This window comes from Flavobacterium sp. NLM (genome assembly GCF_002210235.1).
GTDB classification, from domain to species: Bacteria; Bacteroidota; Bacteroidia; order Flavobacteriales; family Flavobacteriaceae; genus Flavobacterium; species Flavobacterium panici.
Genome location: NZ_LIAC01000007.1, coordinates 88072 through 112535, shown reverse-complemented (window position 1 = coordinate 112535; position 24464 = coordinate 88072). Strand labels below are relative to the sequence as shown.

Genomic DNA, 24464 nt, shown 5'->3' with positions numbered 1-24464 from the left:
TTATTTATCGTGTAATATTATTTTATCATCTTTACAATCAGCGATTAACTGATCGATTTTTTCTTCTGTCAATTTCTCTTTGTAGAAATCGCCTAATTGCATCATCGGAGCGTATCCGCATGCACCTAAACATTCTACACCGGCAATGGTAAACATTCCATCGGCAGTTGTTTCACCCATTTTAATGCCTAATTTTTCAGAAGTATAATCCATTAAATTTTCGGCACCGCTTAAACAACAACAAGACGTCTGGCAAAATTCAAACATGTATTTTCCAATTGGTTTTTGGTTGAACATGGTATAAAAAGTAACCACTTCATAAACCTCAATTGGTTTTATCTGAAGAATTTCGGCAACCTTGTCCTGCAGTTCAATGCTAAGCCAGTTGTTATGCGCATCCTGCACTTCGTGCAAAACAGGCAGTAAAGCCGATTTTTGTTTGCCTTCCGGATAATGACTAATCAATTCATTGATACGAGCGATCAATGCCTCAGTCATATTTATTTCTTGTTTGTAATGTTTACGTTCCATTTTTTATTTTGGATTTTAGATTTTAGATTTTAGATTTTTTCAATCTGGATCTATAATCGGCATTCTTTTTAAATTTTAGATTTCTGATTTTAAATTTTAGATCTTCCAATCTGCAATCTAAATTCTAAAATCTGCCATCTTTTTACGCGTCTAGTTCTCCTGCAATTACGTTTAAACTCGAAAGGATAACAATTGCATCAGAAAGTAACGCACCTTTAATCATTTCAGGATATGCCTGGTAGTAAATAAAACAAGGTCTTCTGAAATGTAATCTATATGGAGTTCTGCTTCCGTCTGTAACTAAATAAAAACCTATCTCTCCATTTCCTCCTTCAACAGGGTGGTAAATTTCGGCAACCGGAACAGGAACTTCTCCCATTACAATTTTAAAGTGATAGATTAATGATTCCATCGAATTATATACATCTTCTTTTGGAGGAAGATAATAATCAGGAACCTGAGCATGGTATTCGTTTCCTTCCGGCATTTTTTCCAAAGCCTGACGAATAATGCTTAAACTTTCCCAAACTTCAGCGTTACGAACACAGAAACGATCGTAAGTGTCACCTGATTTTCCAACAGGAACAATAAAATCAAAATCTTCGTAAGATGAGTAAGGCTGAGCCACACGAACGTCGTAATCAACTCCGGCAGCACGTAAGTTTGGACCTGTAAATCCGTAAGCCATTGCTTGTTCAGCAGAGATTGCACCTACGTTTACAGTTCTGTCAAGGAAAATTCTGTTTCTTTCGAATAAGTTTTCGAATTCTTTCCATGCAACTGGAAATTCTTCAAGGAATTTATCTAGTTTTTTGAAAGCTTCTGGAGACCAATCTCTTTCAAAACCACCAATTCTTCCCATATTTGTAGTCAAACGAGCTCCACAAATTTCTTCGTAGATTTCGTAGATTTTTTCTCTAAATTGAAAAACGTATAAGAAACCAGTATACGCACCAGTATCAACCCCAAGAATCGAGTTACAGATTAAGTGGTCTGTAATACGAGCCAGCTCCATTACAATAACTCTTAAGTATTGTGCTCTTTTTGGAACTTCAACACCTAATAGCTTTTCTAATGTCATCCACCATCCCATATTATTAATAGGAGAGGAGCAATAGTTCATACGGTCTGTAAGAGGAGTAATTTGGTAAAACGGACGATTTTCGGCAATTTTTTCGAAAGCTCTGTGAATGTAACCAATAGTTGGTTCAGCTTCCAGAATTCTTTCACCATCCATTAATAGGATATTTTGAAAAATACCGTGAGTCGCAGGGTGGGTAGGACCTAAATTCAATACTGAAAGCTCGCTTCCGTCTTCGTTTAGTTTCTCCTTAATTATTTTAGCATAACGATGCTCTGGTGGTAATAATAGTTCTGACATTTTATAATGTTGAATTATTTATTTTTTAGCAATTTGTTGTTGTTCTTCCAAAGAATCTGTCGTCTTTATCAGTTCTTCCGCTGTCTTCCATTGGGAATTCTTTTCTCATTGGGAAAGACACCATTTCATCCATATTTAAAATACGTTTCAATTGCGGGTGGCCAATAAAATTGATTCCGTAGAAATCGTATGTTTCTCTTTCCATCCAGTTTGAACTTAAGAAGATATTTGAAACAGTTTTGATTTCTGGTTTTTCGCCATTTAGATAAACTTTGATTCTCAAACGTTTGTTTTCGTACCAGTTGTGCAAATGATATACGATAGCAAACTGACGTTCTGAATCGTTGTCCGGGTAATGAACCCCGCATAAATCTGTTAAAAAGTGAAAACGCAGTTCAGAATCGTTTTTAAGGAATAAAATCAACGCTGTAATTTTATCAGCTGAAGCTTCTAAAGAAAAAATATCTCTTTCTTGCTGAAAGTTAAAAACATCGTTATTAAATGTTTCTGTAAGTTTATCTTGAATCAGGGTATTTTCTAAAGCCATCTTATGAGATATTATATGAAGCTAATAATTCTTGGTATTCTGGTGAACTTCTGCGTCTAACAGATTCGCTTTTTACCAATTCTTGTAATCTCATTACACCGTCAACAATCTGCTCTGGTCTTGGCGGGCATCCAGGAACGTAAACGTCAACCGGGATTACTTTATCAATTCCTTGTAAAACTGAGTAAGTGTCAAAAATACCTCCTGATGAAGCGCAAGCCCCAACAGCAATTACCCAGCGCGGCTCAGACATTTGTTCGTAAACTTGTCTTAAAATTGGAGCCATTTTTTTAGAAATAGTTCCCATTACTAATAACATATCTGCCTGACGAGGAGAGAAACTCACACGCTCAGATCCAAATCGTGCTAAATCGTAATGTGAAGCCATTGTTGCCATAAACTCAATTCCGCAGCAAGATGTTGCGAATGGTAAAGGCCAAAGAGAATTCGCGCGTGCCAAACCAACAACGTCATTTAGTTTTGTAGCGAAGAAACCTTCTCCTACAACTCCTTCCGGTGGCGCAACCATATTTACATTTGAATCGCTCATTTTATTTTAGATTTCTGATTTTAGATTTTAGATTTGTTGAAATCGTAAAAAGTAAAATCAATTTTTTTAAATCAGTATATTAATTCAAAGGAGTTTAAATTTTAAATTTTAATTCGAGACATAATCTAAAATCAGAAATCTAAAATCTAAAATCACATTTATTCCCAGTCTAAAGCTCTCTTTTTGATGATGTAGAAAAAACCAACTAAAAGTAAAGCCATAAAAACGACCATTTTAAGCATTCCTTCTATACCAAGATCTTTAAAGTTTACTGCCCACGGATAAAGGAAAATCACCTCTACGTCAAACAATACGAACAAAATCGCTACCAGAAAATATTTTACAGAAAAAGGAATACGGGCATTACCAACAGATTCGATACCGCACTCGAAGTTTTTATCTTTTACTTCAGAGGTTCTTTTTGGGCCTAATTTTCCAGAAATAATGATTGTTCCTACCACAAAACCAACTGCCAGAATGAACTGCATTAAGATAGGAATGTAACTGTATTGATCAGATTGCATAAGCTTAGCTTTTTTACTTAAAGAATAAGCCACAAAGATAACTTTCAACTATGTAAATCACAAACTAAAGGGAGATATAAGTACATCATGAAAGCGCGTTTATGTGTAATTTTTATTGATTATAAATAACGCGTGCTTTTTTTAATATTTTTTTAAGAAATGGACAAAAAAAAACGTCTCGAAATAAATCGAAACGTTTTTAAAACCATTCAGAGGCAAAAAAAATAAATTGCTATATTTTTCTTAGATTACTGCTACTTTAGCAGCAACTTTCCCTTTTCTTCCTTCTTCTTCTTCATAGCTTACACGGTCTCCTTCGCGTAATTCTTCCGCGTTAATTCCTGAAGCGTGAACGAAGATGTCCTTTCCTGTTTCTTCGTCTGTAATGAATCCATAACCTTTAGATTCATTGAAAAATTTTACTGTACCTGTACGCATTGTAATTGTAATAATAATTTATAATAAAGCAAATGTAATATATAAATTCATACAAAAGACATCTACCTGTTAATTTTTTGTAAAAATTATTGATTTCCAGTGTTTTTACGTAGTTTATTGCATCAAATTATATATGAAATACCATAATTTGAGAATCGTTAATTGTAAGAATATCAAAAAGATGAACTTGTAGGAATTTAATATCTGAATAAGTGTAAATCAGTCCATTATTTTTTGTGACTTTATTGCATAAAAAAAACAGCTGAATTTCAGCTGTTTTTAAATATTTAAATTTCTATTAATTTAGATAGAATCAATTTTAATATGTAATTCTTTCAATTGAGATTCATCAATTGTTGATGGAGCATCAATCATCACATCGCGTCCTGAATTGTTTTTAGGGAAAGCGATAAAATCTCTAATAGTTTCCTGACCGCCTAAAATGGCAACCAATCTATCTAAACCAAAAGCTAAACCACCGTGAGGAGGCGCTCCAAATTGAAAAGCATCCATTAAGAAACCAAACTGTGCTTTTGCTTCTTCTTCAGTAAATCCTAAATACTTGAACATTAACTGCTGTGTTGCTTTATCATGAATACGAATTGATCCACCGCCAATTTCGTTTCCGTTTAAAACCATATCATAAGCATTGGCACGAACTTTTCCAGGTTCTGTTTCTAACAAGGTCATGTCTTCTGGTTTTGGAGAAGTAAACGGGTGGTGCATTGCGTGGTAACGACCGCTTTCTTCGTCAAGTTCCAATAATGGGAAATCAACAACCCATAATGGTGCAAATTCTTCAGGATTACGCAATCCTAAACGAGTTGCTAATTCCATACGAAGTGCAGAAAGCTGTGCACGTGTTTTATTTGCTGGACCAGAAAGTACAAAAATCATATCTCCAGGATTTGCTTCTGTGGCTTTTGCCCAATTTGCCAAATCATCATTATCGTAGAATTTATCTACAGATGATTTAAATGTTCCGTCTTCGTTACATTTTACATAAACCATTCCAGACGCTCCAACTTGCGGACGTTTTACCCAGTCAATTAATCCGTCAATTTCTTTACGGGTATAATTTCCTGCTCCCGGAACTGCAATTCCCACCACTAATTCAGCTGAATTGAAAACTGGGAATTCTTTATGCTGTGCAAATTCGTTTAACTCACCAAATTTCATCCCGAAACGAATGTCCGGTTTGTCATTTCCGTATGTTTTCATAGCATAGTCGTAAGTAATTCTTGGGAATTTTTCTACTTCTATACCTTTAATTTCTTTTAATAAATGTCTTGTCAAACCTTCAAAAACATTCAAAATGTCTTCTTGTTCAACAAATGCCATTTCACAGTCGATTTGTGTAAACTCCGGCTGACGGTCTGCACGTAAATCTTCATCACGGAAACATTTCACAATTTGGAAATATTTATCCATTCCACCCACCATCAATAATTGTTTGAAAGTTTGTGGAGATTGCGGCAATGCATAAAACTGTCCTTCGTTCATACGGCTTGGTACAACGAAATCTCTCGCTCCTTCCGGAGTTGATTTGATTAAATAAGGAGTTTCAACTTCGCAGAAATCTAAATCAGATAGATATTTACGAACTTCCATCGCTACTTTATGACGGAACAATAAACTGTTTTTTACCGGATTTCTACGAATATCTAAATAACGGTATTTCATTCTGATATCTTCACCACCGTCAGTTTCATCTTCAATTGTGAAAGGAGGCGTTAAAGCAGCATTTAAAATCGTTAATTCAGAAACTAAAATTTCGATTTCACCAGTCGGAATGTTTTTGTTTTTAGCTTCACGCTCAATAACAGTTCCTTTTACCTGAATTACAAATTCACGACCAAGAGTTTTAGCTAATTCAAAAACGGTTTTATCGGTACGACTTTCGTCGAAAATAAGCTGTGTAATTCCATAACGGTCGCGTAAATCGACCCAGTTCATAAATCCTTTATCACGTGATTTTTGAACCCAGCCCGCAAGTGTAACTTCGGTATTAATATTTGAAGCGTTTAGTTCGCCGCAATTATGACTTCTATACATAATCTCAATTTTAGACTGCAAAAGTAAACACAAAATTCAAATTAATATAACAAAGTGTGCAACTAGATGATTATTAATTTAAAATATTTTGTTAATTCTGAAATTTTGAACTTGTAATTTCTTTAGATTTGATGTACTAAAAACAAACTTTAATACTATGAAGAAACTTTTTATTGCAGGTTTAGTGCTTTTCAGTGCTTTGAATATCAGTGCACAATCTAAAAAGTATGTAACTTTTGAAGCAAATATCGCCAACAGAAATACTGACATTATAAAGATTATTAATGAAGGCAGAGTAATCAAAACCATCTATGTCGATAAGAATGGTATTTTTAAAGATACTCTGGTTGTTGATGGAGGCAGAAGCCGATTATATGATGGTGTAGAATCGACAGAATTGTTTCTAAAAAATGGTTACGATATAAAACTGAAAATGGATGCCAAACAATTTGATGAATCTATTGTTTACACTGGTAAAGGAAGTGCAGAAAACAACATTTTAGCGCAGCGTATTTTAGCCGATGAAAAACTTTATGACAATAGTGTTGCTTCTCTGGACGATGCTGCTTTTAATAAGTTGGTCGATACAAAAAAAGCTGGCGATGCTGCTCGTTTAAAAGATAAAAATCTAGACCCGGAATTTGTAAAAATTGAAACAGAAAATGGAGCTAACGCAATTGCAGAAATCTCTCAATATCGTAAAGAAGCTCAGGATATTGCAAAAATGAACAATAAACCTTCTCCAGGTTTTGATTATGAAAACCATAAAGGAGGTAAAACCAAACTTTCTGATTTAAAAGGTAAATATGTTTATATTGATCTTTGGGCAACGTGGTGTGGACCTTGTAGAGGAGAAATTCCATATTTGCAAAAAGTGGAAGAAAAATATCATGGAAAAAATATTGAGTTCGTAAGTATTTCTATAGACACGCCAAAAGATCATGATAAATGGCAAAAGTTTGTAACCGATAAACAACTTGGAGGGATTCAGTTATTTTCTGATAATGAATGGAAATCGGAGTTTGTAACAAGTTATAATGTAACCGGAATTCCGAGATTTATTTTAATTGATCCAAAAGGCAATGTTGTCGATGCAAATGCATCAAGACCCTCTTCTCCAGACCTTGAAAAGCAGTTAGACTCCTTATTGAACTAATTTATGCACTAAATTTATAACGTTATCGTAGTTTTAGTTTTTTGCTAAAACACCAGCAAAACCAATGCCTCAGCGTTGGTTTTTTTGTTTTCGGGAAATTTCCAATGTTAAGTTTTTATTCAATGTTACCAAATTGTTAAGTAAAAGTTTTTTTAATGTAAACATTTGATTATATTTGGTAATGATTTCTTAACATTAATACCTAAAGATATGAAAAAGAGTGTAATTTTAGCAGCGTTGTTGTTCTCTGGAATATTAGCTGCACAAGAAGTGAATCCTGAATTAGAAGTTGTTGGAAACAAAGTAAAAGCTACTTATTATTATGATAATGGCAGAGTACAGCAAGAAGGTTTCTTTAAGGATGGTAAATTAGATGGTGTTTGGGTATCTTATGATGAAAGAGGAAATAAAAAAGCCATTGGAGAATACACAGACGGAGTTAAAACTGGAAAATGGATTTATTTTAATGACAACAACAATTTAAGCGAAGTTGCTTATGTTGACAATAAAGTAGCCTCAGTTAAAAACTTACAGAAAAATGCTTTAGCAAACAGAAACTAATTTAAGTTTCGACGATTTATAACAAAGAGGCTGTCTCAACTTTTGAGACAGCCTCTTTGTTATTTTACATGTTTCTTTGTTCTGTAGGAACATTTCATTGGTAGAAAATTAATTTGTTATAATGGTTTACGTTCCGTAGGAACGTTTGATTTTGACATTTTTTATAATCTGACCTATCAAACGTTCCTACGGAACGCAAATGGGGTTGGCCTTTTTTTTCTACCTACGAAACATTCCTATGGAATGATAATTAGGAGATCAACAAATAATTATAGTAAAAGGGCTGGTTTGACTTTTGATACAGCTTTTTTTATGCCCGTTTTTTAGATTTTTTTCTTCTTCCAAACCAAATTATAAAACCGGTTACAGGTAAAGCCGAAGCTATTAAGCTTACTGTAAAAGCAATAATTTTTCCAGGCAAATCTAAAATTTGCCCCGTGTGAATTCCGTAATTCATTTCGACAACCTGCAGACCTAAACTTTTAGAATGATAAGGATCACTTTGAATTAATTTTCCGTCTTGCGGATGAAAATAATAATTGCTTTGATGATCGTATCGTAAGGCATGAGGGTATGCTCCGGTGTTGATGATATCGCCTTTTTGCTGTGGATATATAACAAAAAGCATTTCGGCTTTTGGCTGCAATTTCATGGTTTCAATAAAAGCCCGATCGACAGCTGTTATAGAATTAGAATCGAATTTTGTTGTGTCGATTACTGGCGCTTTTGTTTCTGCAGCTTTGTCTCCGCCAAAATTGAATGTTTTGTAAATTCCATCGCCAACCCATTCGTAGGTAAAAGTTAATCCGGTTATGGCAAGAATAAGTGCAATTAGTGCAATGTAAAATCCCGAAGTATTATGCCAGTCATAATTTACACGACGCCATCTTGCGGACCATTTTACGGTGAAACTTCTTTTAACATCGCTTCTTCGTTTTGGCCACCATTGAATAATTCCCGAAATCAGTAAAATAATAAAAATAATGGTCGAAACGCCAATAATATGTTTTCCAATATAATCCGGCAGAAGCAAATACAGATGAATATATTCGACAATGATGAAAAAATCGGTTTTGGGATTTTCGGTTTTTAAATATTCTCCTGTGTACGGATTAAAATAGAGATATAAATTTTCGGTATCAGAATAAGTGAAAACAATTGCCGAACGGTTTTTTCCATAATAAGAAACCATCGACTGTTTGTTCTTTGGAAGAATTTTTTTTGCCTTTTGTTGTAAAACAGACGGCATTAAAAAAGGTTTGTTTTGAGGTTCGACCAAACGCCATTCTTTTCGGGTAATGTCTTTTATTTCATCATGAAAACAGAATATACAACCCGTAATACAGACTATAAAAACAATAAGCCCGGAAATTAATCCGAGCCATTTATGTAGAAAACGTATTTGCGTTTTGAATCCCATTTTTTGATTAAAAGCGTAAAAGTAGACGCAAAATCAATAGAGGGCAAATAATTTATGCTAATTTTAAGCTATTGCTCAAAAAGTAAAAAAAGTTAGCCACGAATTTCACAAATTTCCACAAATTTAATTCGTGCAAATTTGTGAAATTCGTGGCGGAAAAATTTTAGACTTTTGTTTCTGCAACAACTTCTTTTTTAGGCTTTAAGTGATACGCTGTATAAAGTGATATCGAAGCCAAAGCAATCCAGAAAACATCAATAAAGAAAATTTGAATTTTGTGTTCCATAAACGAAGTCCAAAACCAATCTCCGGAAACAATTCCGTTTGTTATTGGAATTAGGAAACCTAAAATACTTCCTGAAATTAAACAGAATTTGTTTGTAAAATCATCATTCTTTTTAATGATGAAGAATACGGTTAATATAAGCCATCCACCAAAATATAAACTAAACAAGTTAGATTGACTTAACGGATAAAATATTTTTGAACCAATAAAAGCCAAAGCCGTAATAGGATACATACTCAAACAAATGGCCAGATAAATGCGTACAACTGCAGCGTTGAAACGTCTTTTCTTTTCAGGTAAATTATTCTTTTGTCTTGCTACCAACCAAATCATAACGCCGGAAATGATGACAAAACACGTTATAATTCCCAAAATGAAACTGACAATTTTTAGAGCATATCCGCCGTAATCACCAAAGTGAATTCTATATAAAACATTTTTTACAACATCAATATAGCCATTTTGAGTAACAGGATTTTTGCGGGCAACTTCTTTTCCGTCAGCAATACGATATACTACTTTTCCAATTCCCGTAAATTTTTTGTCGCTTAATAATTCACCTTCAACCAAAACGTGCATGTTGGCATCGCCATAATTTTGAATAAAAACGCGTGTAATTTCAAAATCAGACCAATTGCTTTTTGCTTTAGAAACAAGCTGATTGATGTTAAAAGGAGCTACTAATTTTTTATTATCAAATTTATAATCAGGATCGTTGTATTCTAATTCTTTATATAATTTGTTTTCGTCGCCTTTATACAAAGCCATTACGGCAGGCGCGACAATTAAAAGCTTAATCATGAAAAATGCTCCGGTTACAGCATAAACAAACTGAAACGGAAGTCCGATCATTCCTAATGCTGTATGTGCATCTGTCCACAATGTTTTTAATTTTTCCTTTGGACGGAAAACATAAAAGTTAGAAACGATTTTTTTCCAATGCAATAAAAGTCCGGTTACAATGGCAAATAAGAAAAACAAAGCCGTAAATCCTGAAAGATAATAGCCAACTGGATACGGAATCTGCGCCAGAAAATGCAAACGATATAAAAACTCACCTAAAGAATAAGATTCTTCGTAAGTGTAGGATTTGAATTTTTTGTTGTCCAGATAAAAGAAAGTACCTTCTTTTTGTTTGGCTGGAGCCAAAGTATCTTTGGTACCTTCCATATAAACGGCAACTCTATTTTCTGTAGAAGGTTTAGAGATCGTTATATTTCTTCCGTGTAGAACGTATTCTTTATCAAGATTTTTTAAAGCTTTATTGTAATCTAATTCAATTTCTTTTGTAATGGCGGTAGATTCGCTTCTTTCCCAGTTGATGATTTCATCTCTAAAAAAAGAAAAAGACCCTGCAAAAAAGATCACAAAAAGTACAATACTAATTACAATTCCGCTAACGGTATGTGTATGAAAATAAATATTATAATGGCGATTATTCATAAGGATTACGCAACGGGATTATAAGTTTGACCAAGATAAATAAGAGCAGAAAAAACTAAAGTAAGAAGAAGGTAAATTCCCCAAATTTTCAATCCGCTTTTGGCTAAGAAAGCCAAGACCATCAAAACAACCCAAAGTATAAATCCGCTAAAAGCCATTGTCATTAAAACTTCCGGACGATTAAACCAGGAAGCTAAAGCTAAATGGAAAGTGACAGAAACAAAGTAACCACCTAAAATTGCTGCGGTAATTTTGGCAAAACGAGGCCAAAAGGCAGGAGTTAAATATTTTGAATTTGCTGGCATTGGTCAAAAAAGATTAATTGTAATAAAGTTCTAATAAAGCAACAAGAATCAGGATTGTTAAAAGTGCTTTACTGTTTACTTTTTTTAATGGTCTAAGAATGATAATTAAACTCCCAATTACCATTAACTGAATAAAAAACATTAAAGTTCCGCCTCCTAAAGACTGTGTAAAAAGCCAGATGGCATAAGCTGTTACAAGAAGTATTAAACCAGTAATTTTAGTTTGTTTTGGATTTTTCTGCATCCATTTTTCAAAACCAAAATCATACGATAAAGCGGCTCTTTTTGAAGTGTAGTAAAGGGTATAAAAAGCTAAAAAAACGATAAGGCTTGCTATTGTTATCATGATTTTACAGATTGAATTAAATTATCGTCCAGTTTATGAGATGATAATTTTAAATTGTTTTTGATTCTGCAAATCTAAGTCATGAATGCCAACAATGCAAGCTATTTTTATTTATTCTAAATTAAATTTTAAAAATAAAGTGATTTAATTCGGTACTATAAATAAAAAAACCTGCTCAAATGAATGAACAGGTTCTGTATATAATTGAAAAATTATTCTGATTACAATTCTAAAGCACGTTTAGCATCGCCATTCATTAATAATTCTAATGGGTTTTCCAAAGCTTCTTTCACAGCAACTAAGAAACCAACAGACTCACGTCCGTCGATGATTCTGTGGTCGTAAGAAAGTGCAACGTACATCATTGGGTGAATTTCAACTTTTCCGTTTACAGCAATTGGACGCTCAATAATATTGTGCATTCCTAAAATTCCTGATTGAGGAGGGTTGATGATTGGAGTACTTAACATACTTCCAAAAACACCACCGTTTGTAATAGTGAAAGTTCCGCCTGTCATATCATCAACAGTAATTTGACCATCACGAGCTCTTAAAGCTAATCTTTTGATTTCAGCTTCAATTCCACGGAAAGTTAATAACTCAGCATTACGAACAACAGGAACCATTAATCCTTTTGGTCCAGAAACTGCGATTGAGATATCAGCAAAATCGTAAGCGATTTTGTAATCACCATCCATCATTGAGTTAACATCTGGGTATAATTGTAAAGCTCTTGTAACTGCTTTTGTAAAGAATGACATGAAACCTAAACCTAAACCACCATGTTTAGCTTTGAAAGCGTCTTTGTATTCATTACGAATTTGGTTAATTGGCGTCATGTTTACTTCGTTGAAAGTAGTAAGCATAGCTGTTTCGTTTTTAGCTGAAACTAGTCTTTCTGCTACTTTACGACGTAACATAGATAATTTTGTACGCTCAGTTCCACGGCTTCCACCAGTTGGAGTTCCCATAGAAGGTACTGCATTTACAGCATCATCTTTAGTAATTCTTCCGCCTTTACCAGTTCCTGAAACTGTAGCTGGAGCAATATTTTTTTCGTCTAATATTTTTCTTGCTGCAGGAGATGGAGTTCCAGCTGCATAACTTGTAGCTGCTGGAGTCTGAACTGGTTCTGCTTTTGGAGCCTCAGCTTTTACTTCTGCTTTTGGAGCTTCTGCCTTTGGTGCCTCAGCTTTAGGAGCTTCTGCTACCGGAGCGCCGCCTGCAGGTTTTGCTGCATCAGTATCAATTAAACAAACTACAGCGCCTACAGCTACTGTATCACCTTCTTCAGCTTTTAGTGTAATAACACCGCTCATTTCAGCAGGTAATTCAAGAGTAGCTTTATCTGAATCAACTTCAGCAATAGCCTGATCTTTTTCTACATAATCTCCGTCTTTTACTAACCAAGTTGCAATTTCAACTTCTTTTATTGATTCCCCTGGTGATGGGACTTTCATTTCTAAAATCATCTTTGTTTTTGTTTAAGGTTTTTATGGTTTCAATCCCGATAGCTATCGGGACTGAAACTTGAAACATTTTTTTTTATCTGAATAAATTTTTATCGAATACCATTCTAATTGCATCTGCGTGACGACGTTTTGCACGTGTGTAACTTCCAGATGCCGGAGCCGCGTATGCTTTTAATGAAGCCAATCTCCATTTTACAAGATCAAAGTTCATTAACATAAAACTGTAAGCTCCCATGTTTTTAGGTTCTTCCTGAGCCCAAACATAATCATCAGCATTTGGATATTGTGCGATAATTGCTTTTAACTGCTCAACTGGTAAAGGGAATAATTGCTCAATACGAACAACTGCAACATCATTTCTTCCGTTGTTTTCTCTTTCTGCAACGATGTCATAGTAGAATTTACCAGTAACAAAAACTAATGTTTTTACTTTCTTTTTATCTACTGTATTGTCATCAATTGTTTCCTGGAAACTTCCTGTCGCTAATTCTTCAACAGTTGATACGCATCTTGGATCACGTAATAAACTTTTTGGAGAGAAAACTACTAAAGGTTTACGGAAATTAGTTTTCATTTGTCTTCTTAACAAGTGGAAGAAGTTGGCTGGCGTTGTACAATCTGCAACATACATGTTTTGTCTTGCACAAAGTTGTAAGTAACGCTCCATTCTTGCAGAAGAGTGTTCTGCACCTTGTCCTTCATATCCGTGAGGCAATAATAAAACAATACCGTTTTGGTTGTTCCATTTATCTTCACCACATGAAATATATTGGTCAATCATAATTTGCGCACCGTTAGAGAAATCCCCAAATTGTGCTTCCCAAATTGTTAAAGCTTTTGGATTTGCCAATGCATATCCGTAATCAAAACCAAGAACTCCGTATTCAGATAAAAGTGAATTGAATACGCCGAATTTTCCTTTTTTGTTCTCGATTCCGTCTAATAAAATTACTTCTTCTTCAGAATCTTCCACTTTTACTACAGCATGACGGTGAGAGAAAGTTCCTCTCTCAACATCCTGACCAGAAATACGAACATCAAATCCTTCTGTTAAAAGTGAACCGTAAGCTAATGCTTCTGCAGTTCCCCAATCAACAGTATTGTTATCGTATCCAGTTTTTCTGTCCGTAACAATTTTAGTTATTTTACTGATGAATTTTTTATCAGCTGGTAAAGTTGAGATTGTATTGATGATAGAATCTAATCCTTTTTTGTCAAAAGTAGTATCTACTTTTTGAAGCATTTGCGTATCAGTTACCTGAACAAATCCATCCCATTCGTTTTTCATGAATGGAGTTATGATTGTTAAATCTTTTTTACGGGAAGCTTCTAAATTTTCCTCTAAAGCAGATTTGTATTCTTTTTCTAAAGCATTTACATAAGATGCATCGATTACGCCGTCAGACAATAATTTTTCAGCATAAATATCTCTTGGATTTTTATGTTTTGCGATGATTTTATATAAAACCGGCTGTGTAAAACGAGGTTCGTCACCTTCGTTATGACCGTATTTTCTGTATCCTAATAAATCGATAAATACGTCACGTCCAAACTGCATTCTGTAATCTAAAGCAAAAGATACTGCGTGTACAACAGCCTCAGCATCATCAGCATTAACGTGTAATACCGGAGATAAAGTTACTTTAGCAACGTCTGTACAATAAGTTGATGAACGAGCGTCTAAATAGTTAGTTGTAAAACCAACCTGATTGTTAATTACAATGTGGATTGTTCCTCCAGTTTTGTAGCCGTCAAGCTGCGCCATCTGAATAATTTCATATAAAATACCCTGACCTGCAATTGCAGCATCTCCGTGTACCGCGATTGGCAATACTTTAGAGAAATCTTCTGGGAAATATTTATCTTGTTTTGCTCTTGTAATACCTTCAATTACAGCTCCAACCGTTTCTAAGTGAGAAGGGTTTGGTGCTAAATTGATGTTGATGCTTTTTCCAGATCTTGTTTTTTTGTCGGCAGTAAGACCTAAGTGGTATTTTACGTCACCATCAAAATATTCCTGATCGTAATCTTTACCATCAAACTCACCAAAAATATCCTGAGTAGATTTATTAAAGATGTTTGCCAAAACGTTCAAACGACCACGGTGAGCCATTCCCATTACAAATTGTTCAACACCTTTTTCTGCAGCCTGCTCAATCAAGGCATCTAAAGCTGGAATAATAGATTCTCCACCTTCTAGTGAAAAACGTTTTTGTCCAACATATTTAGTGTGAAGGAAGTTCTCGAAAGAAACAGCTTCGTTTAATTTATTTAAGATTGTTTTCTTTTCTTCTGTAGAGAAATTTGGCTGGTTCACATTAACAGCCAGTTTTTCCTGAATCCATTTTACAACGCCAGGATTCCTGATATACATATATTCAATACCAATATGCTGGCAGTAAATAGCTTTAAGACGATTTACGATAGCTTCTAATGAAGAAGGCGGGATTCCGATTGTCTGCGCAGCATCAAAAACAGTTGGAAGGTCAGCAGCTGATAATCCGAAATTCTCAATATCTAAAGTAGGAGAAGAAGTTCTACGGTCACGAACAGGGTTTGTTTTTGTAAACAAGTGTCCGCGCGTACGGTATCCATCAATTAATTTTAAAACATTAAATTCTTTTTGCAGTTTGTCTGAAACCTGACTGTAATCTGTGTTTGGGCTAGTCACATACTCAACAATGGTCTGCACTGGATTTTCGTCATTATAAGTCGTTTGTCCAAAGTCAAAACCTTGAAAGAAACTTCTCCAGCTTGGCTCAACGCTGTCTGGGTTAACTAAATATTGATCGTATAATTGTGCAAAGAACTCGGTATGCGCTGCATTTAAAAATGAAAACCTATCCATAATATTAGTGAATATACTTTTTGTTAAATAGAAAGGCAAAAGTACAACAATCGACTTTATTTAAACCTTTTTTTTACGTACTTTTACGTAAAAATTTGTTAAAATAAACGTTAACTATGAAGAAAAAACATTTTTCAATCGATTGCAGATCTTTTTTTGTGATTTTGACAGTCTTATTCTCATGTTACGCAAATGCGCAGCAAACGTATGTTATTGATAACAAAAACCATTTCTGGGATAAAGTGCAGTTTGGAGGCGGGCTCGGTTTAGGAATTGGTTCCGGTTATACAGACATATCAGTAATGCCAAGCGCGATTTACAATGTTAACGAAATTGTTTCCTTTGGTCTTGGTTTACAATTTGGTTACTTATCTTCAAAAAACTATTATGAATCGTATGTTTATGGCGGAAGTTTAATTACGCTTGTAAACCCAATTCCGGAAGTTCAATTATCTGCCGAATTAGAGCAGGTAAGAGTGGATACAAGATATGAAGCCAACATCAACAGACCGGCTTTTTCTGATAGTTATTGGAATACCGCCTTGTATCTTGGAGCTGGTTACAGAACTGGAAATGTAACAATTGGCGCTCGCTACGATGTTTTATATGATCCTGATAAAAGCCTTTATGGTTCTGGGTTTATGCCTTTTGTGAGAGTTTATTTTTAGAGGTTCAAAGGTTCATAGTGACAAAGGTTCAAAGGTTTTATCATTGGGCTTAAAACTACTCGCAAAGTGAGGAAACCTCTGTCACTTTGCAACTCTGTACCTTGTTTTACTTGTAATGATTTCTAAACCAAACCTTCTGCCATTCTCTTTTTAAAATCAAAAAGGCAACTTGTTCAGCCAAAATCACCAAATCAGAACCATCTAACTTTTTGATTTCGATTTCAGAAACATCAATAATATAAAGCAGGTTCAGATATTCAGCAAACTTGTACTGAATCATTCGGTAGATTTTTTCGTGAAGCTGGATTTTTAGTTCTTCGGGAGAAATGCTAAGCGGAAAATCAATTCCTTCATTGGCCAGATTAAAATCTTTATTGATTTGCTCAATCAGACTTAAATATAAATTTTCTCTTTCGGCATCAGCCAATAAAAAATCGGTATTTTCAGGAATTGGAAACATTGATGCTCTTTAAGAATTGAGGCAAAGTTAAAACTAAAAAATCATTTAACCGTTGATTCTCTTTCAATGATTCTAGTTGGAAGTTCTATAGTTTGATGCGTCACCGGTTTGTGTTCTTTTATGTCGGCAATTTCATCAATTAAAATAGAAACCGCTGTGTGTCCCATTTCAAATCCGGGCTGATCAATTGTCGTTAATTTAGGTGAAATCACCGTACTCATAAACCAATTACTAAAACCAAAAACCGCCACCTGATCCGGCGTTTTTATTCCCGCTTCATTAAAATATTTAATAATTCCGATAGCGACTAAATCTGTAATCGCAAAAATGGCATCGATATCCGGATGTTCGTTCATGATTTTTTGAGCATTTTCGTAACCGTCTTCAAAATCAGTATTATTGTCACAAACATAAACCAATTTCGAATCGTACTCGATTCCGTGAGCTTCGAGTGCGCGTTTATACCCTAAAAAACGATCAATAGAATTTTGAGGGACATACGAACCTCTAAAATGAGCAATTTTTTTATAGCCTTTATTAATAAGATACGTAACAGCATCATAAGCAGCTTTGGCATCATTAATAACCACTTTAGAACATTCTACTCTTTTGGCAATTTTATCAAACAAAACAACAGGCGTATTTTTTCGAATCGCTTCATTAATATGAGAGAAATCATCTGTTTCGTTGGAGAGCGACATCAAAACGCCGTCAACCCGCTTTTGGATCAATAAAGCAAGTTGTTTTTTCTCCATTTCATATTTTTCGTTTGATTGCAGAATGATAACTAAATAACCTCTTTTTTCAGCTTCTTCTAAAATGCCATTTAAAACGCTTGAAAAAAAGTGATGAACCGTTGCGGGGATAATGACACCAATGGTTTTGGTTTCGTTGGTTCTTAAATTAACCGCTACAGAATTAGGCATATAGTTCATCGTTTCGGCCATTTCGATAACTTTGGCGCGCGTCGATTTGCTAATGTCTGTATATCCTTTTAATGCCTTTGAAACCGTTGTGACTGATATTCCTAAGGCCGAGGCTATATCTATTAATTTTGTATCATTCATGAAATAAATGTAGTAAAAAATAAACTTCATTGATAAAAAATATATTTCCGAAAACGTTTTAGGTGATTTCGAAAACGTTTTCGATTTAGAATTGCTAAATTGTGTTTAATTAGTGTTTTAAGTTTACAGTATAAATGAAAAATTTACTAACTAAACCAAAAAAATCATGAAACAGAAACACTCTTATTTAGGTATATTATTTTTGATAATGTGCCTAATTACTGTTCCAAATAATTTATTTGCCCAGGCAAAAAACACGGTGTCTGGAAAAGTATTAGACGAAACTGGACAATCTATTCCGGGAGCAAATGTATCTTTAAAAGACACGGGAAAAAATACGATAACAGATGAAAACGGACGCTATGTTTTTACAGATGTTATTGCCGGAAATTATGTTGTAGAAGCAACAAATGTGGGTTACAAAACATACAGTAAAGAAATTTCGGTAAAAGAAGGAGAATCTGTAACGGCAGATTTACTTTTAGAAACTGAATCTCAAAGTTTGAAAGAAGTAGTAGTAACTGGTTCATCTGCCCCAAGATCGAAACTTGAATCGAGCGTTGCCATTACCACAATGGGAGCAAAAGCAATCGAAGACAGAGCGCCATCAAGTACGGCGGCTTTATTGCAGACAATTCCGGGATTTGTGGTTGAAGCATCTGGAGGAGAAATTGGAAACAACCTTTTTGCAAGAGGTATTCCGTCTGCGGGAGCTTATGAATATGTACAAATTCAGGAAGACGGATTGCCGGTTTTTGAAGATGGTGCGTTACAATTTGCCAACGCCGATACTTTTTACAGACTTGACGAAACGGTAAGTAAAATGGAAGCTGTTCGTGGAGGTTCTGCTTCGATTTTTGCAAACAATGCACCTGGGGGAATCATTAACTTTATTTCTAAAACAGGTCAGAATGATTTTCAGGGAAGAGCAAAATTCACGACTTCAGATTATGGAATGTTTAGAACAGATCTTAATTTATCTGGCGCATTAATTCAGGATAAATTGTTTTTTAATGTCGGTGGATTTTACAGAGCTGATAATGGTGTGAGAAATACTGGTTTTACAGCTAATAAAGGCGGACAAATCAAAGGAAATATTACTTATAAATTTGACGACAACGATTATTTAAGAGTGAATTTCAAACATCTTGACGACAGAAACACATTTTATTTACCAATTCCTTTAAAAAGCAATAACGGAAAAATTGAAGGTATCGACGGATTTAATCCAAATTATGGAACGTTGACTTCGGTAAACTTTAGTCATTTAAATGTTCCTCAATATGGAGGCGGAACTTTTAGCGCAGATTTAGAAGATGGTTCTCACCCAGTTATCAACTCAATTGGAGCTGAATTTAAAAAGAAAATTTCAGATAGGGTTACTTTCAAAAATGCTTTCAAACAAACGAGTATCGATTTAAATTACAATGCTATTTTCCCAAATGGCGGACCTTGGACACAAGATGCGTATGCAACCGGAGTTCAAAACACAACGGCCAGTAATTTGACGTACAGTTATGTAGATAACGGACAGACTCTTGATCCAAATGCTTTAATTATGAGAGCTGACCTTTGGCATATTGAAAAGAAAATGAACAATTTTGCGAATAATTTCTCTTTTTCTTTTGATTTAGATCCTGTGAAATTAACGGCTGGTTACTACTATTCTAACTGGAAATCAAACCAATACTGGAACTGGAATTCATATTTAGTAGGCGTTTCAGATAATCCAAGATTATTAAATGTAAAAGATAATACAACCGGAGTTGATCATACTTGGAATGGAGTTGAAAGAATTACTTGGTTAGAAAGAGATGCGCAAACAAAAGGACTTTTGAATGATATTTATGCTGACGCAGAAATTAAAGCTACAGATAATTTGACTTTCAACGCAGGTTTAAGATACAACAAAGACAAATATTCCGGATACAGAGACAACGCTAGATTTTTCTCGGAAGATTTAGGAATTTTAGACAACAACACGGCCGATGATGCAGTAACAACAGTAAAAGGAAATCCGTATACATACTGGAGATATGATGTAAGCGAATGGTCGTATACTGCCGCTGGAAACTACAAATTCAACGACAATATGGCTTCATACGTTCGTTACAGCCACGGATTTAGATCTCCAATTGAAGAATCATTTTATGATAATGCAGCAGATTTAAGCAAATTAGAAAATACAGAAGTAAACCAATTTGAATTAGGTTATAAATACTCAAGTTCTTTCTTCTCTGTAAATGCGAATTTATTTCACATGAATTTGAAAAACGTTGCTTTCACGGATATTTTATCTGATGGATCTTCAGAAAATAAATTTGCCGACGTAAACAACATTGGTCTTGAAGTAGAAACCAATGCAAGATATGAATTTGTAAAACTGAACTTTACATTCACGGTTCAAAAACCAGAGTACGATAACTTTACAGGAACAAATGCAGACGGTTCGACTTTTGATTTTAACGGAAATACAGTAAGAAGAATTCCTAAATTTTTCTGCAACCTAAGACCAGAAGTTGATATCACAAAAGATTTTACAGCTTACGTTCAGTTTTCTTATTATGATAAAAAATTCACGAATCAGGATAACAAACAAGTTTTACCAGCTTATAAAGAAGTTGGTGCAGGTTTAAATTACACATACAAAAATCTTCGTTTTGCAGTCGATGCTTCGAATTTATTCAACGAAATTGGTTTAACAGAAGGGGATCCAAGACAAACAACATCTGCAGCAAGCGATGTGTTCATGGCAAGACCTATTTTAGGACGCGCGTTTAGATTTTCTGTAGCCGTTAATTTCTAAATCTAATATACGCAAAGCTACTGTAGAGGCGCACAGCAGTGCGTCTCCACACAGTAACCACAACGAATAAAAAAATATTAAACACATAGAAACATAGATTTTTATACGCTAAAAAAAGAGCAAAAAAGAAACTAGTTTCCACATATAGCTATGTGAATTAATGCAAGTGAAACGCCTTTTGAGTTCAATCTAAGCTATGTTTCTATGTGTTAAATTTAATACACGTACAGTTACTGTAGAGGCGCACAGCAGTGCGTCTCCGCACAGTAACCACAAAGCATAGACAAAACAAACAGAAAAATGAAAAACATAGGAATTAAAATCTCACTTTACCTCAATTATTTTGTCTTCGCCATTTTATTAAACAGCGTAGGAATTGTGATTTTAAAATCGCAGAAAAATTACGGAGTCGATGAAGTTCAGGCGAGTATTTTAGAGGCTTTTAAAGACATGCCAATTGCTATTGTATCCTTTTTTATAGCCTCTTTTTTGCCCCGAATAGGCTATAGAAAAGCGATGTTAATAGGATTGGGTTTGGTGACTTTAGCTTGTATTTCTATGTATTTTGGAAACTCATTTGATAATGCTAAAATCCTTTTTGCAACCGTTGGAGTTTCATTTGCTTTGATAAAAGTTTCCGTTTACTCGTTAATAGGAACCGTAACCGAAACCAAAAAAGAACACAACGCTTTAATGAGCAGTATTGAAGGCTTTTTTATGGTAGGAATTGCGCTGGCTTATTTTTTATTTCCGGCTTTTAATAATGAAAATGATCCAAATTCATGGTTAAATGTCTATTGGTTATTAGCGGGATTATCGTTTTTATCGTTTCTGTTTTTGCTCTTTATAAAATTTGAAGAAACCGAAGTTGCGGCAGGAGCAAACCTTAAAGATGATTTTTTGCAAATGTTCAAATTAATGGCAAAACTGCTGACGGTTATTTTTGTAATCAGCGTGTTTTTATTTGTAATGATTGAGCAGGGAATACTTTCGTGGCTGCCAACATTTAATACAAAAGTGCTTCATCTGCCGGAAAATATAAGTATTATGATGGCCAGTATTTTGGCAATTTCACTAGCAATAGGAAGATTGATTGCCGGAATCGTGACCAAAAAAGTAAACTGGATTTATGTTTTAAGTGTCTGCATAATTTCTGCGATGTTGATTGTTGTTTTTGTACTTCCAAAAACAGTTGGATTAGAAGTAAAAAACATTAATACGCTATCAGATATTCCATTAATTGGATTTGCATTTCCTTTAATCGGCTTATTTATTGCGCCTATTTATCCGTTATTAAATTCGATTGTATTGAGTGCTTTACCGAAGAATTTACAAAGTTCCATGACCGGATTAATCGTGATTTTTTCTGCTCTTGGCGGAACATTGGGTTCGAGAATAACAGGCTGGCTTTTTAAAAACGAAGGGCCGGAAAAAGCGTTTTATTTTACGTTAATCCCAATGACTTTATTATTGATCTCATTTTTTATTCTTAAAAAAATAACTGCAAAAGATGAAATTTAAATTACATATAACCCAAACCATCGAAAAATTATTGGCTCAGGAAGATACTGACGGCGATAAAAAAATTACGATTGATGATAACGGCCCAAAAAAGTTTTTGCTGTACGATCTAGATGGAAATCCCGCAGATATTAAAGGAACTTATCAGCTTTCGAATTTATTGCAGGAATTGGCTTTGGCTAAAAAAAACAATACTGAATTTGCAGTAATCGATTTAAATGAAATTACCGAAGATCCTGTAAAACGTATTTCAAGGAAAATAAAAGATTTGTACTGGAATGGTCTTACGCGAACAATTGATGCAACGGGCGTAAAGAAAATTCTGGAAGACGATAAAATCGAAAATGAATTTGCATACTTATATGTGCCTTTTGGCGACGAAATTGTTTTTGATTATTTCAAGAAATTAGAAGCCACAATTCCAAAGTTAAAAGTGGTGCAACTGCCTAAAAATATTACTCCGGATTATGTTTTATCGCTGAACAAAAAACCGGGAATTCTGGCGCTGGCACTTCAAATAAAAAATAATGAAATTTCGGGAGTTCCGTTTGTAGTTCCCGGCGGAAGATTCAACGAAATGTATGGCTGGGACAGTTATTTTATTGCCAAAGGACTTTTGATTGATGATAAAATTGACCTTGCTTTGGGCATTGCCGAGAACTTTAAATATCAAATAGATCATTACGGAAAAATTCTAAATGCAAACCGCAGTTATTATTTAACCCGAACGCAGCCGCCGCTTTATACATCTTTAATAATGGATGTTTTAGAAAAGTCGAATCCTGATATTTTTTGGATTGAAAGACATTTAAAAACCGCTATAAAAGAATATCTAACGGTTTGGATGGAAGAAGGAAAAAGACTTACTGCAAATGGTTTAAACCGTTATAAAGCAGAAGGAATCGGGCTTCCGTTTGAGGTTGAAGAAGGACATTTTGACGATATTCTGGAACAATATGCGCCAAAATACAATCTCTCAACCCGTGAATTCGAAAAGAAATATCTCGAAAGAGAAATCGTCGATCCTGAACTCGATAAATATTTTACACATGATAGAAGTATGCGTGAAAGTGGTCATGATACCACGCATAGATTGGTTGGAGTCTGTGCTAATTTAAATACCGTCGCAATAAATAGTTTACTTTATAAATACGAAACTGATATTGCTTTTTTGATTAAGAAATACTTTAAAAACGAATTTCAATACTTTGAAGATAAATCTTTTTCAAGCGATTATTGGATTTTAAAATCATCACAAAGAAGAGAAAAAATAAACAAATTGTTATGGAATGCTGAAAACGGAATTTATTTCGATTATGATTTTGTGAACGAAAAACAGCATGTTTTTGACGCCGCGACCACTTTTTATCCGCTTTGGGCAAAAATAAGCACACAAGAACAAGCTGATATTTTGGTTAAAAAAACACTTCCAAAGTTTAAAATGAAAGGCGGAATTGCCGGAAGTACCAAAGAATCAATTGCCGGTTTTGACGATAATTCGCCAACAAGACAATGGGATTATCCGTTTGGCTGGGCTCCGCATCAAATGCTTTTGTGGGAAGGTTTATTAAATTATAATTTTAATGAAGAAGCGCAGGAAATGGTTTATCGCTGGCTTTGGCTGATTACCAGAAACGCAGTTGATTACAACGGAACAATTCCGGAAAAATTCGATTTATCGATAAGTTCACATAAAATCTTCGCCGAATACGGAAACGTAGGAACCGAATTTAATTACATAACCGAGGAAGGTTTTGGCTGGATGAACGCTTCTTATCAATTCGGTTTAACCATTTTAGAAGATGATTTAAAACAAAAATTATCGGATTTGGTTGATCCAGATGATTTGTTTTCATAAGCCTTCGACTTCGCTCAGGATGACACTCAGTTCTATAATAACGTTTGTCAGGATGAGCGAAGTCGAAGCCCTTTTAGATGATACCGTAAATGACAAACCCGACAGGTTTTAAAAACCTGTCGGGTTTACTGTGTGTAGAGTCTTTCGCCACGAATTACACGAATTTTCACTAATTTAATTATGATGAATAATTCGTGGAAATTCGTGTAATTGCTTCGCCT

General features: G+C 34.6%; 21 protein-coding genes. 6 read left to right on the top strand and 15 right to left on the bottom strand.

All coding sequences use genetic code 11. The features are described 5' to 3' along the window. The 7 genes from APR43_RS10175 to aspS all read right to left on the bottom strand — a co-directional run bounded on the left by APR43_RS10175 (position 1) and on the right by aspS (position 6026). On the bottom strand, positions 1-531 hold the full coding sequence (locus APR43_RS10175; RefSeq protein ID WP_035646225.1) for a complex I 24 kDa subunit family protein: 531 nt from the start codon (positions 529-531) through the stop codon (positions 1-3). A gap of 142 nt (positions 532-673) precedes the next feature. Continuing rightward, positions 674-1912 (bottom strand): NADH-quinone oxidoreductase subunit D, encoded by a 1239-nt coding sequence (locus tag APR43_RS10170; protein ID WP_053471547.1) that lies wholly within the window; start codon positions 1910-1912, stop codon positions 674-676. A gap of 25 nt (positions 1913-1937) precedes the next feature. Then, complete coding sequence (locus APR43_RS10165; RefSeq protein WP_053471546.1) at positions 1938-2459, bottom strand: NADH-quinone oxidoreductase subunit C; 522 nt, start codon at positions 2457-2459, stop codon at positions 1938-1940. Position 2460: 1 nt separating this feature from the next. Beyond that, positions 2461-3009 (bottom strand): NADH-quinone oxidoreductase subunit B, encoded by a 549-nt coding sequence (locus APR43_RS10160; RefSeq protein WP_053471545.1) that lies wholly within the window; start codon positions 3007-3009, stop codon positions 2461-2463. A 158-nt stretch (positions 3010-3167) separates the two neighbouring features. Then, positions 3168-3533 carry an NADH-quinone oxidoreductase subunit A gene (locus APR43_RS10155; RefSeq protein ID WP_053471573.1) on the bottom strand — a complete coding sequence of 122 codons (366 nt, stop codon included), beginning with the start codon at positions 3531-3533 and terminating at the stop codon, positions 3168-3170. 243 nt (positions 3534-3776) lie between these two features. Continuing rightward, the gene (locus APR43_RS10150; protein ID WP_007137066.1) at positions 3777-3971 is read right to left on the bottom strand and encodes a cold-shock protein; all 195 of its coding nucleotides are present in this window, start codon (positions 3969-3971) and stop codon (positions 3777-3779) included. 303 nt (positions 3972-4274) lie between these two features. Beyond that, positions 4275-6026: an aspartate--tRNA ligase gene (gene aspS / locus APR43_RS10145; RefSeq protein WP_053471544.1), complete on the bottom strand. Its 1752-nt coding sequence runs from the start codon at positions 6024-6026 to the stop codon at positions 4275-4277. A gap of 157 nt (positions 6027-6183) precedes the next feature. Between aspS and APR43_RS10140 the strand changes: the two genes are divergently transcribed. After that, on the top strand, positions 6184-7182 hold the full coding sequence (locus APR43_RS10140; protein ID WP_053471543.1) for a TlpA family protein disulfide reductase: 999 nt from the start codon (positions 6184-6186) through the stop codon (positions 7180-7182). 210 nt (positions 7183-7392) lie between these two features. Then, positions 7393-7743: a toxin-antitoxin system YwqK family antitoxin gene (locus APR43_RS10135; protein ID WP_053471542.1), complete on the top strand. Its 351-nt coding sequence runs from the start codon at positions 7393-7395 to the stop codon at positions 7741-7743. 310 nt (positions 7744-8053) lie between these two features. Here APR43_RS10135 and APR43_RS10130 read toward each other — a convergent pair whose 3' ends face one another. From APR43_RS10130 to APR43_RS10105, 6 genes are all read right to left on the bottom strand, one after another. Further along, positions 8054-9163: a PepSY-associated TM helix domain-containing protein gene (locus APR43_RS10130; protein ID WP_053471541.1), complete on the bottom strand. Its 1110-nt coding sequence runs from the start codon at positions 9161-9163 to the stop codon at positions 8054-8056. Between the two features lie 163 nt (positions 9164-9326). Then, entirely contained in the window at positions 9327-10892 is a 1566-nt protein-coding gene (locus APR43_RS10125; protein WP_053471540.1) for a PepSY-associated TM helix domain-containing protein, read from the bottom strand. Between the two features lie 5 nt (positions 10893-10897). Beyond that, positions 10898-11197 (bottom strand): hypothetical protein, encoded by a 300-nt coding sequence (locus APR43_RS10120; RefSeq protein WP_053471539.1) that lies wholly within the window; start codon positions 11195-11197, stop codon positions 10898-10900. 13 nt (positions 11198-11210) lie between these two features. After that, positions 11211-11543 carry a hypothetical protein gene (locus tag APR43_RS10115; RefSeq protein WP_053471538.1) on the bottom strand — a complete coding sequence of 111 codons (333 nt, stop codon included), beginning with the start codon at positions 11541-11543 and terminating at the stop codon, positions 11211-11213. Positions 11544-11764: 221 nt separating this feature from the next. Then, the gene (odhB, locus tag APR43_RS10110) at positions 11765-13015 is read right to left on the bottom strand and encodes a 2-oxoglutarate dehydrogenase complex dihydrolipoyllysine-residue succinyltransferase (protein ID WP_053471537.1); all 1251 of its coding nucleotides are present in this window, start codon (positions 13013-13015) and stop codon (positions 11765-11767) included. Between the two features lie 73 nt (positions 13016-13088). After that, positions 13089-15863 carry a 2-oxoglutarate dehydrogenase E1 component gene (locus tag APR43_RS10105; protein WP_053471536.1) on the bottom strand — a complete coding sequence of 925 codons (2775 nt, stop codon included), beginning with the start codon at positions 15861-15863 and terminating at the stop codon, positions 13089-13091. Positions 15864-15979: 116 nt separating this feature from the next. On the opposite strand from APR43_RS10105, the gene APR43_RS10100 reads away from it, so the two are divergent. Beyond that, a complete protein-coding gene (locus APR43_RS10100) occupies positions 15980-16531 on the top strand; it encodes a hypothetical protein (RefSeq protein ID WP_053471535.1) in 552 nt (183 codons plus the stop codon). 106 nt (positions 16532-16637) lie between these two features. Here the strand turns inward: APR43_RS10100 and APR43_RS10095 are convergent, their stop codons facing one another. Both APR43_RS10095 and APR43_RS10090 read right to left on the bottom strand, forming a co-directional pair. Next, positions 16638-16991: a hypothetical protein gene (locus APR43_RS10095; protein WP_053471534.1), complete on the bottom strand. Its 354-nt coding sequence runs from the start codon at positions 16989-16991 to the stop codon at positions 16638-16640. Between the two features lie 41 nt (positions 16992-17032). Further along, positions 17033-18058 carry a LacI family DNA-binding transcriptional regulator gene (locus APR43_RS10090; protein WP_053471533.1) on the bottom strand — a complete coding sequence of 342 codons (1026 nt, stop codon included), beginning with the start codon at positions 18056-18058 and terminating at the stop codon, positions 17033-17035. A 166-nt stretch (positions 18059-18224) separates the two neighbouring features. Between APR43_RS10090 and APR43_RS10085 the strand changes: the two genes are divergently transcribed. From APR43_RS10085 to APR43_RS10075, 3 genes are all read left to right on the top strand, one after another. Continuing rightward, on the top strand, positions 18225-20864 hold the full coding sequence (locus tag APR43_RS10085) for a TonB-dependent receptor (protein ID WP_053471532.1): 2640 nt from the start codon (positions 18225-18227) through the stop codon (positions 20862-20864). A 300-nt stretch (positions 20865-21164) separates the two neighbouring features. After that, the gene (locus tag APR43_RS10080; protein WP_053471531.1) at positions 21165-22385 is read left to right on the top strand and encodes an MFS transporter; all 1221 of its coding nucleotides are present in this window, start codon (positions 21165-21167) and stop codon (positions 22383-22385) included. Next, positions 22375-24243: an alpha,alpha-trehalase gene (locus tag APR43_RS10075; protein ID WP_053471530.1), complete on the top strand. Its 1869-nt coding sequence runs from the start codon at positions 22375-22377 to the stop codon at positions 24241-24243. The genes APR43_RS10080 and APR43_RS10075 overlap by 11 nt, the downstream gene beginning before the upstream one ends. Positions 24244-24464 lie beyond the last annotated feature (221 nt).

Coding starts and splice junctions, on each gene's coding strand:
- APR43_RS10125 (WP_053471540.1), bottom strand. CDS start 10,892: ATGAATAATCGCCATTATAATATTTATTTTCATACACATACCGTTAGC.
- APR43_RS10105 (WP_053471536.1), bottom strand. CDS start 15,863: ATGGATAGGTTTTCATTTTTAAATGCAGCGCATACCGAGTTCTTTGCA.
- APR43_RS10170 (WP_053471547.1), bottom strand. CDS start 1,912: ATGTCAGAACTATTATTACCACCAGAGCATCGTTATGCTAAAATAATT.
- APR43_RS10090 (WP_053471533.1), bottom strand. CDS start 18,058: ATGAATGATACAAAATTAATAGATATAGCCTCGGCCTTAGGAATATCA.
- APR43_RS10075 (WP_053471530.1), top strand. CDS start 22,375: ATGAAATTTAAATTACATATAACCCAAACCATCGAAAAATTATTGGCT.
- APR43_RS10155 (WP_053471573.1), bottom strand. CDS start 3,533: ATGCAATCTGATCAATACAGTTACATTCCTATCTTAATGCAGTTCATT.
- APR43_RS10100 (WP_053471535.1), top strand. CDS start 15,980: ATGAAGAAAAAACATTTTTCAATCGATTGCAGATCTTTTTTTGTGATT.
- APR43_RS10095 (WP_053471534.1), bottom strand. CDS start 16,991: ATGTTTCCAATTCCTGAAAATACCGATTTTTTATTGGCTGATGCCGAA.
- APR43_RS10135 (WP_053471542.1), top strand. CDS start 7,393: ATGAAAAAGAGTGTAATTTTAGCAGCGTTGTTGTTCTCTGGAATATTA.
- APR43_RS10080 (WP_053471531.1), top strand. CDS start 21,165: ATGAAAAACATAGGAATTAAAATCTCACTTTACCTCAATTATTTTGTC.
- aspS (WP_053471544.1), bottom strand. CDS start 6,026: ATGTATAGAAGTCATAATTGCGGCGAACTAAACGCTTCAAATATTAAT.
- APR43_RS10140 (WP_053471543.1), top strand. CDS start 6,184: ATGAAGAAACTTTTTATTGCAGGTTTAGTGCTTTTCAGTGCTTTGAAT.
- odhB (WP_053471537.1), bottom strand. CDS start 13,015: ATGATTTTAGAAATGAAAGTCCCATCACCAGGGGAATCAATAAAAGAA.
- APR43_RS10085 (WP_053471532.1), top strand. CDS start 18,225: ATGAAACAGAAACACTCTTATTTAGGTATATTATTTTTGATAATGTGC.
- APR43_RS10160 (WP_053471545.1), bottom strand. CDS start 3,009: ATGAGCGATTCAAATGTAAATATGGTTGCGCCACCGGAAGGAGTTGTA.
- APR43_RS10130 (WP_053471541.1), bottom strand. CDS start 9,163: ATGGGATTCAAAACGCAAATACGTTTTCTACATAAATGGCTCGGATTA.
- APR43_RS10165 (WP_053471546.1), bottom strand. CDS start 2,459: ATGGCTTTAGAAAATACCCTGATTCAAGATAAACTTACAGAAACATTT.
- APR43_RS10175 (WP_035646225.1), bottom strand. CDS start 531: ATGGAACGTAAACATTACAAACAAGAAATAAATATGACTGAGGCATTG.
- APR43_RS10115 (WP_053471538.1), bottom strand. CDS start 11,543: ATGATAACAATAGCAAGCCTTATCGTTTTTTTAGCTTTTTATACCCTT.
- APR43_RS10150 (WP_007137066.1), bottom strand. CDS start 3,971: ATGCGTACAGGTACAGTAAAATTTTTCAATGAATCTAAAGGTTATGGA.
- APR43_RS10120 (WP_053471539.1), bottom strand. CDS start 11,197: ATGCCAGCAAATTCAAAATATTTAACTCCTGCCTTTTGGCCTCGTTTT.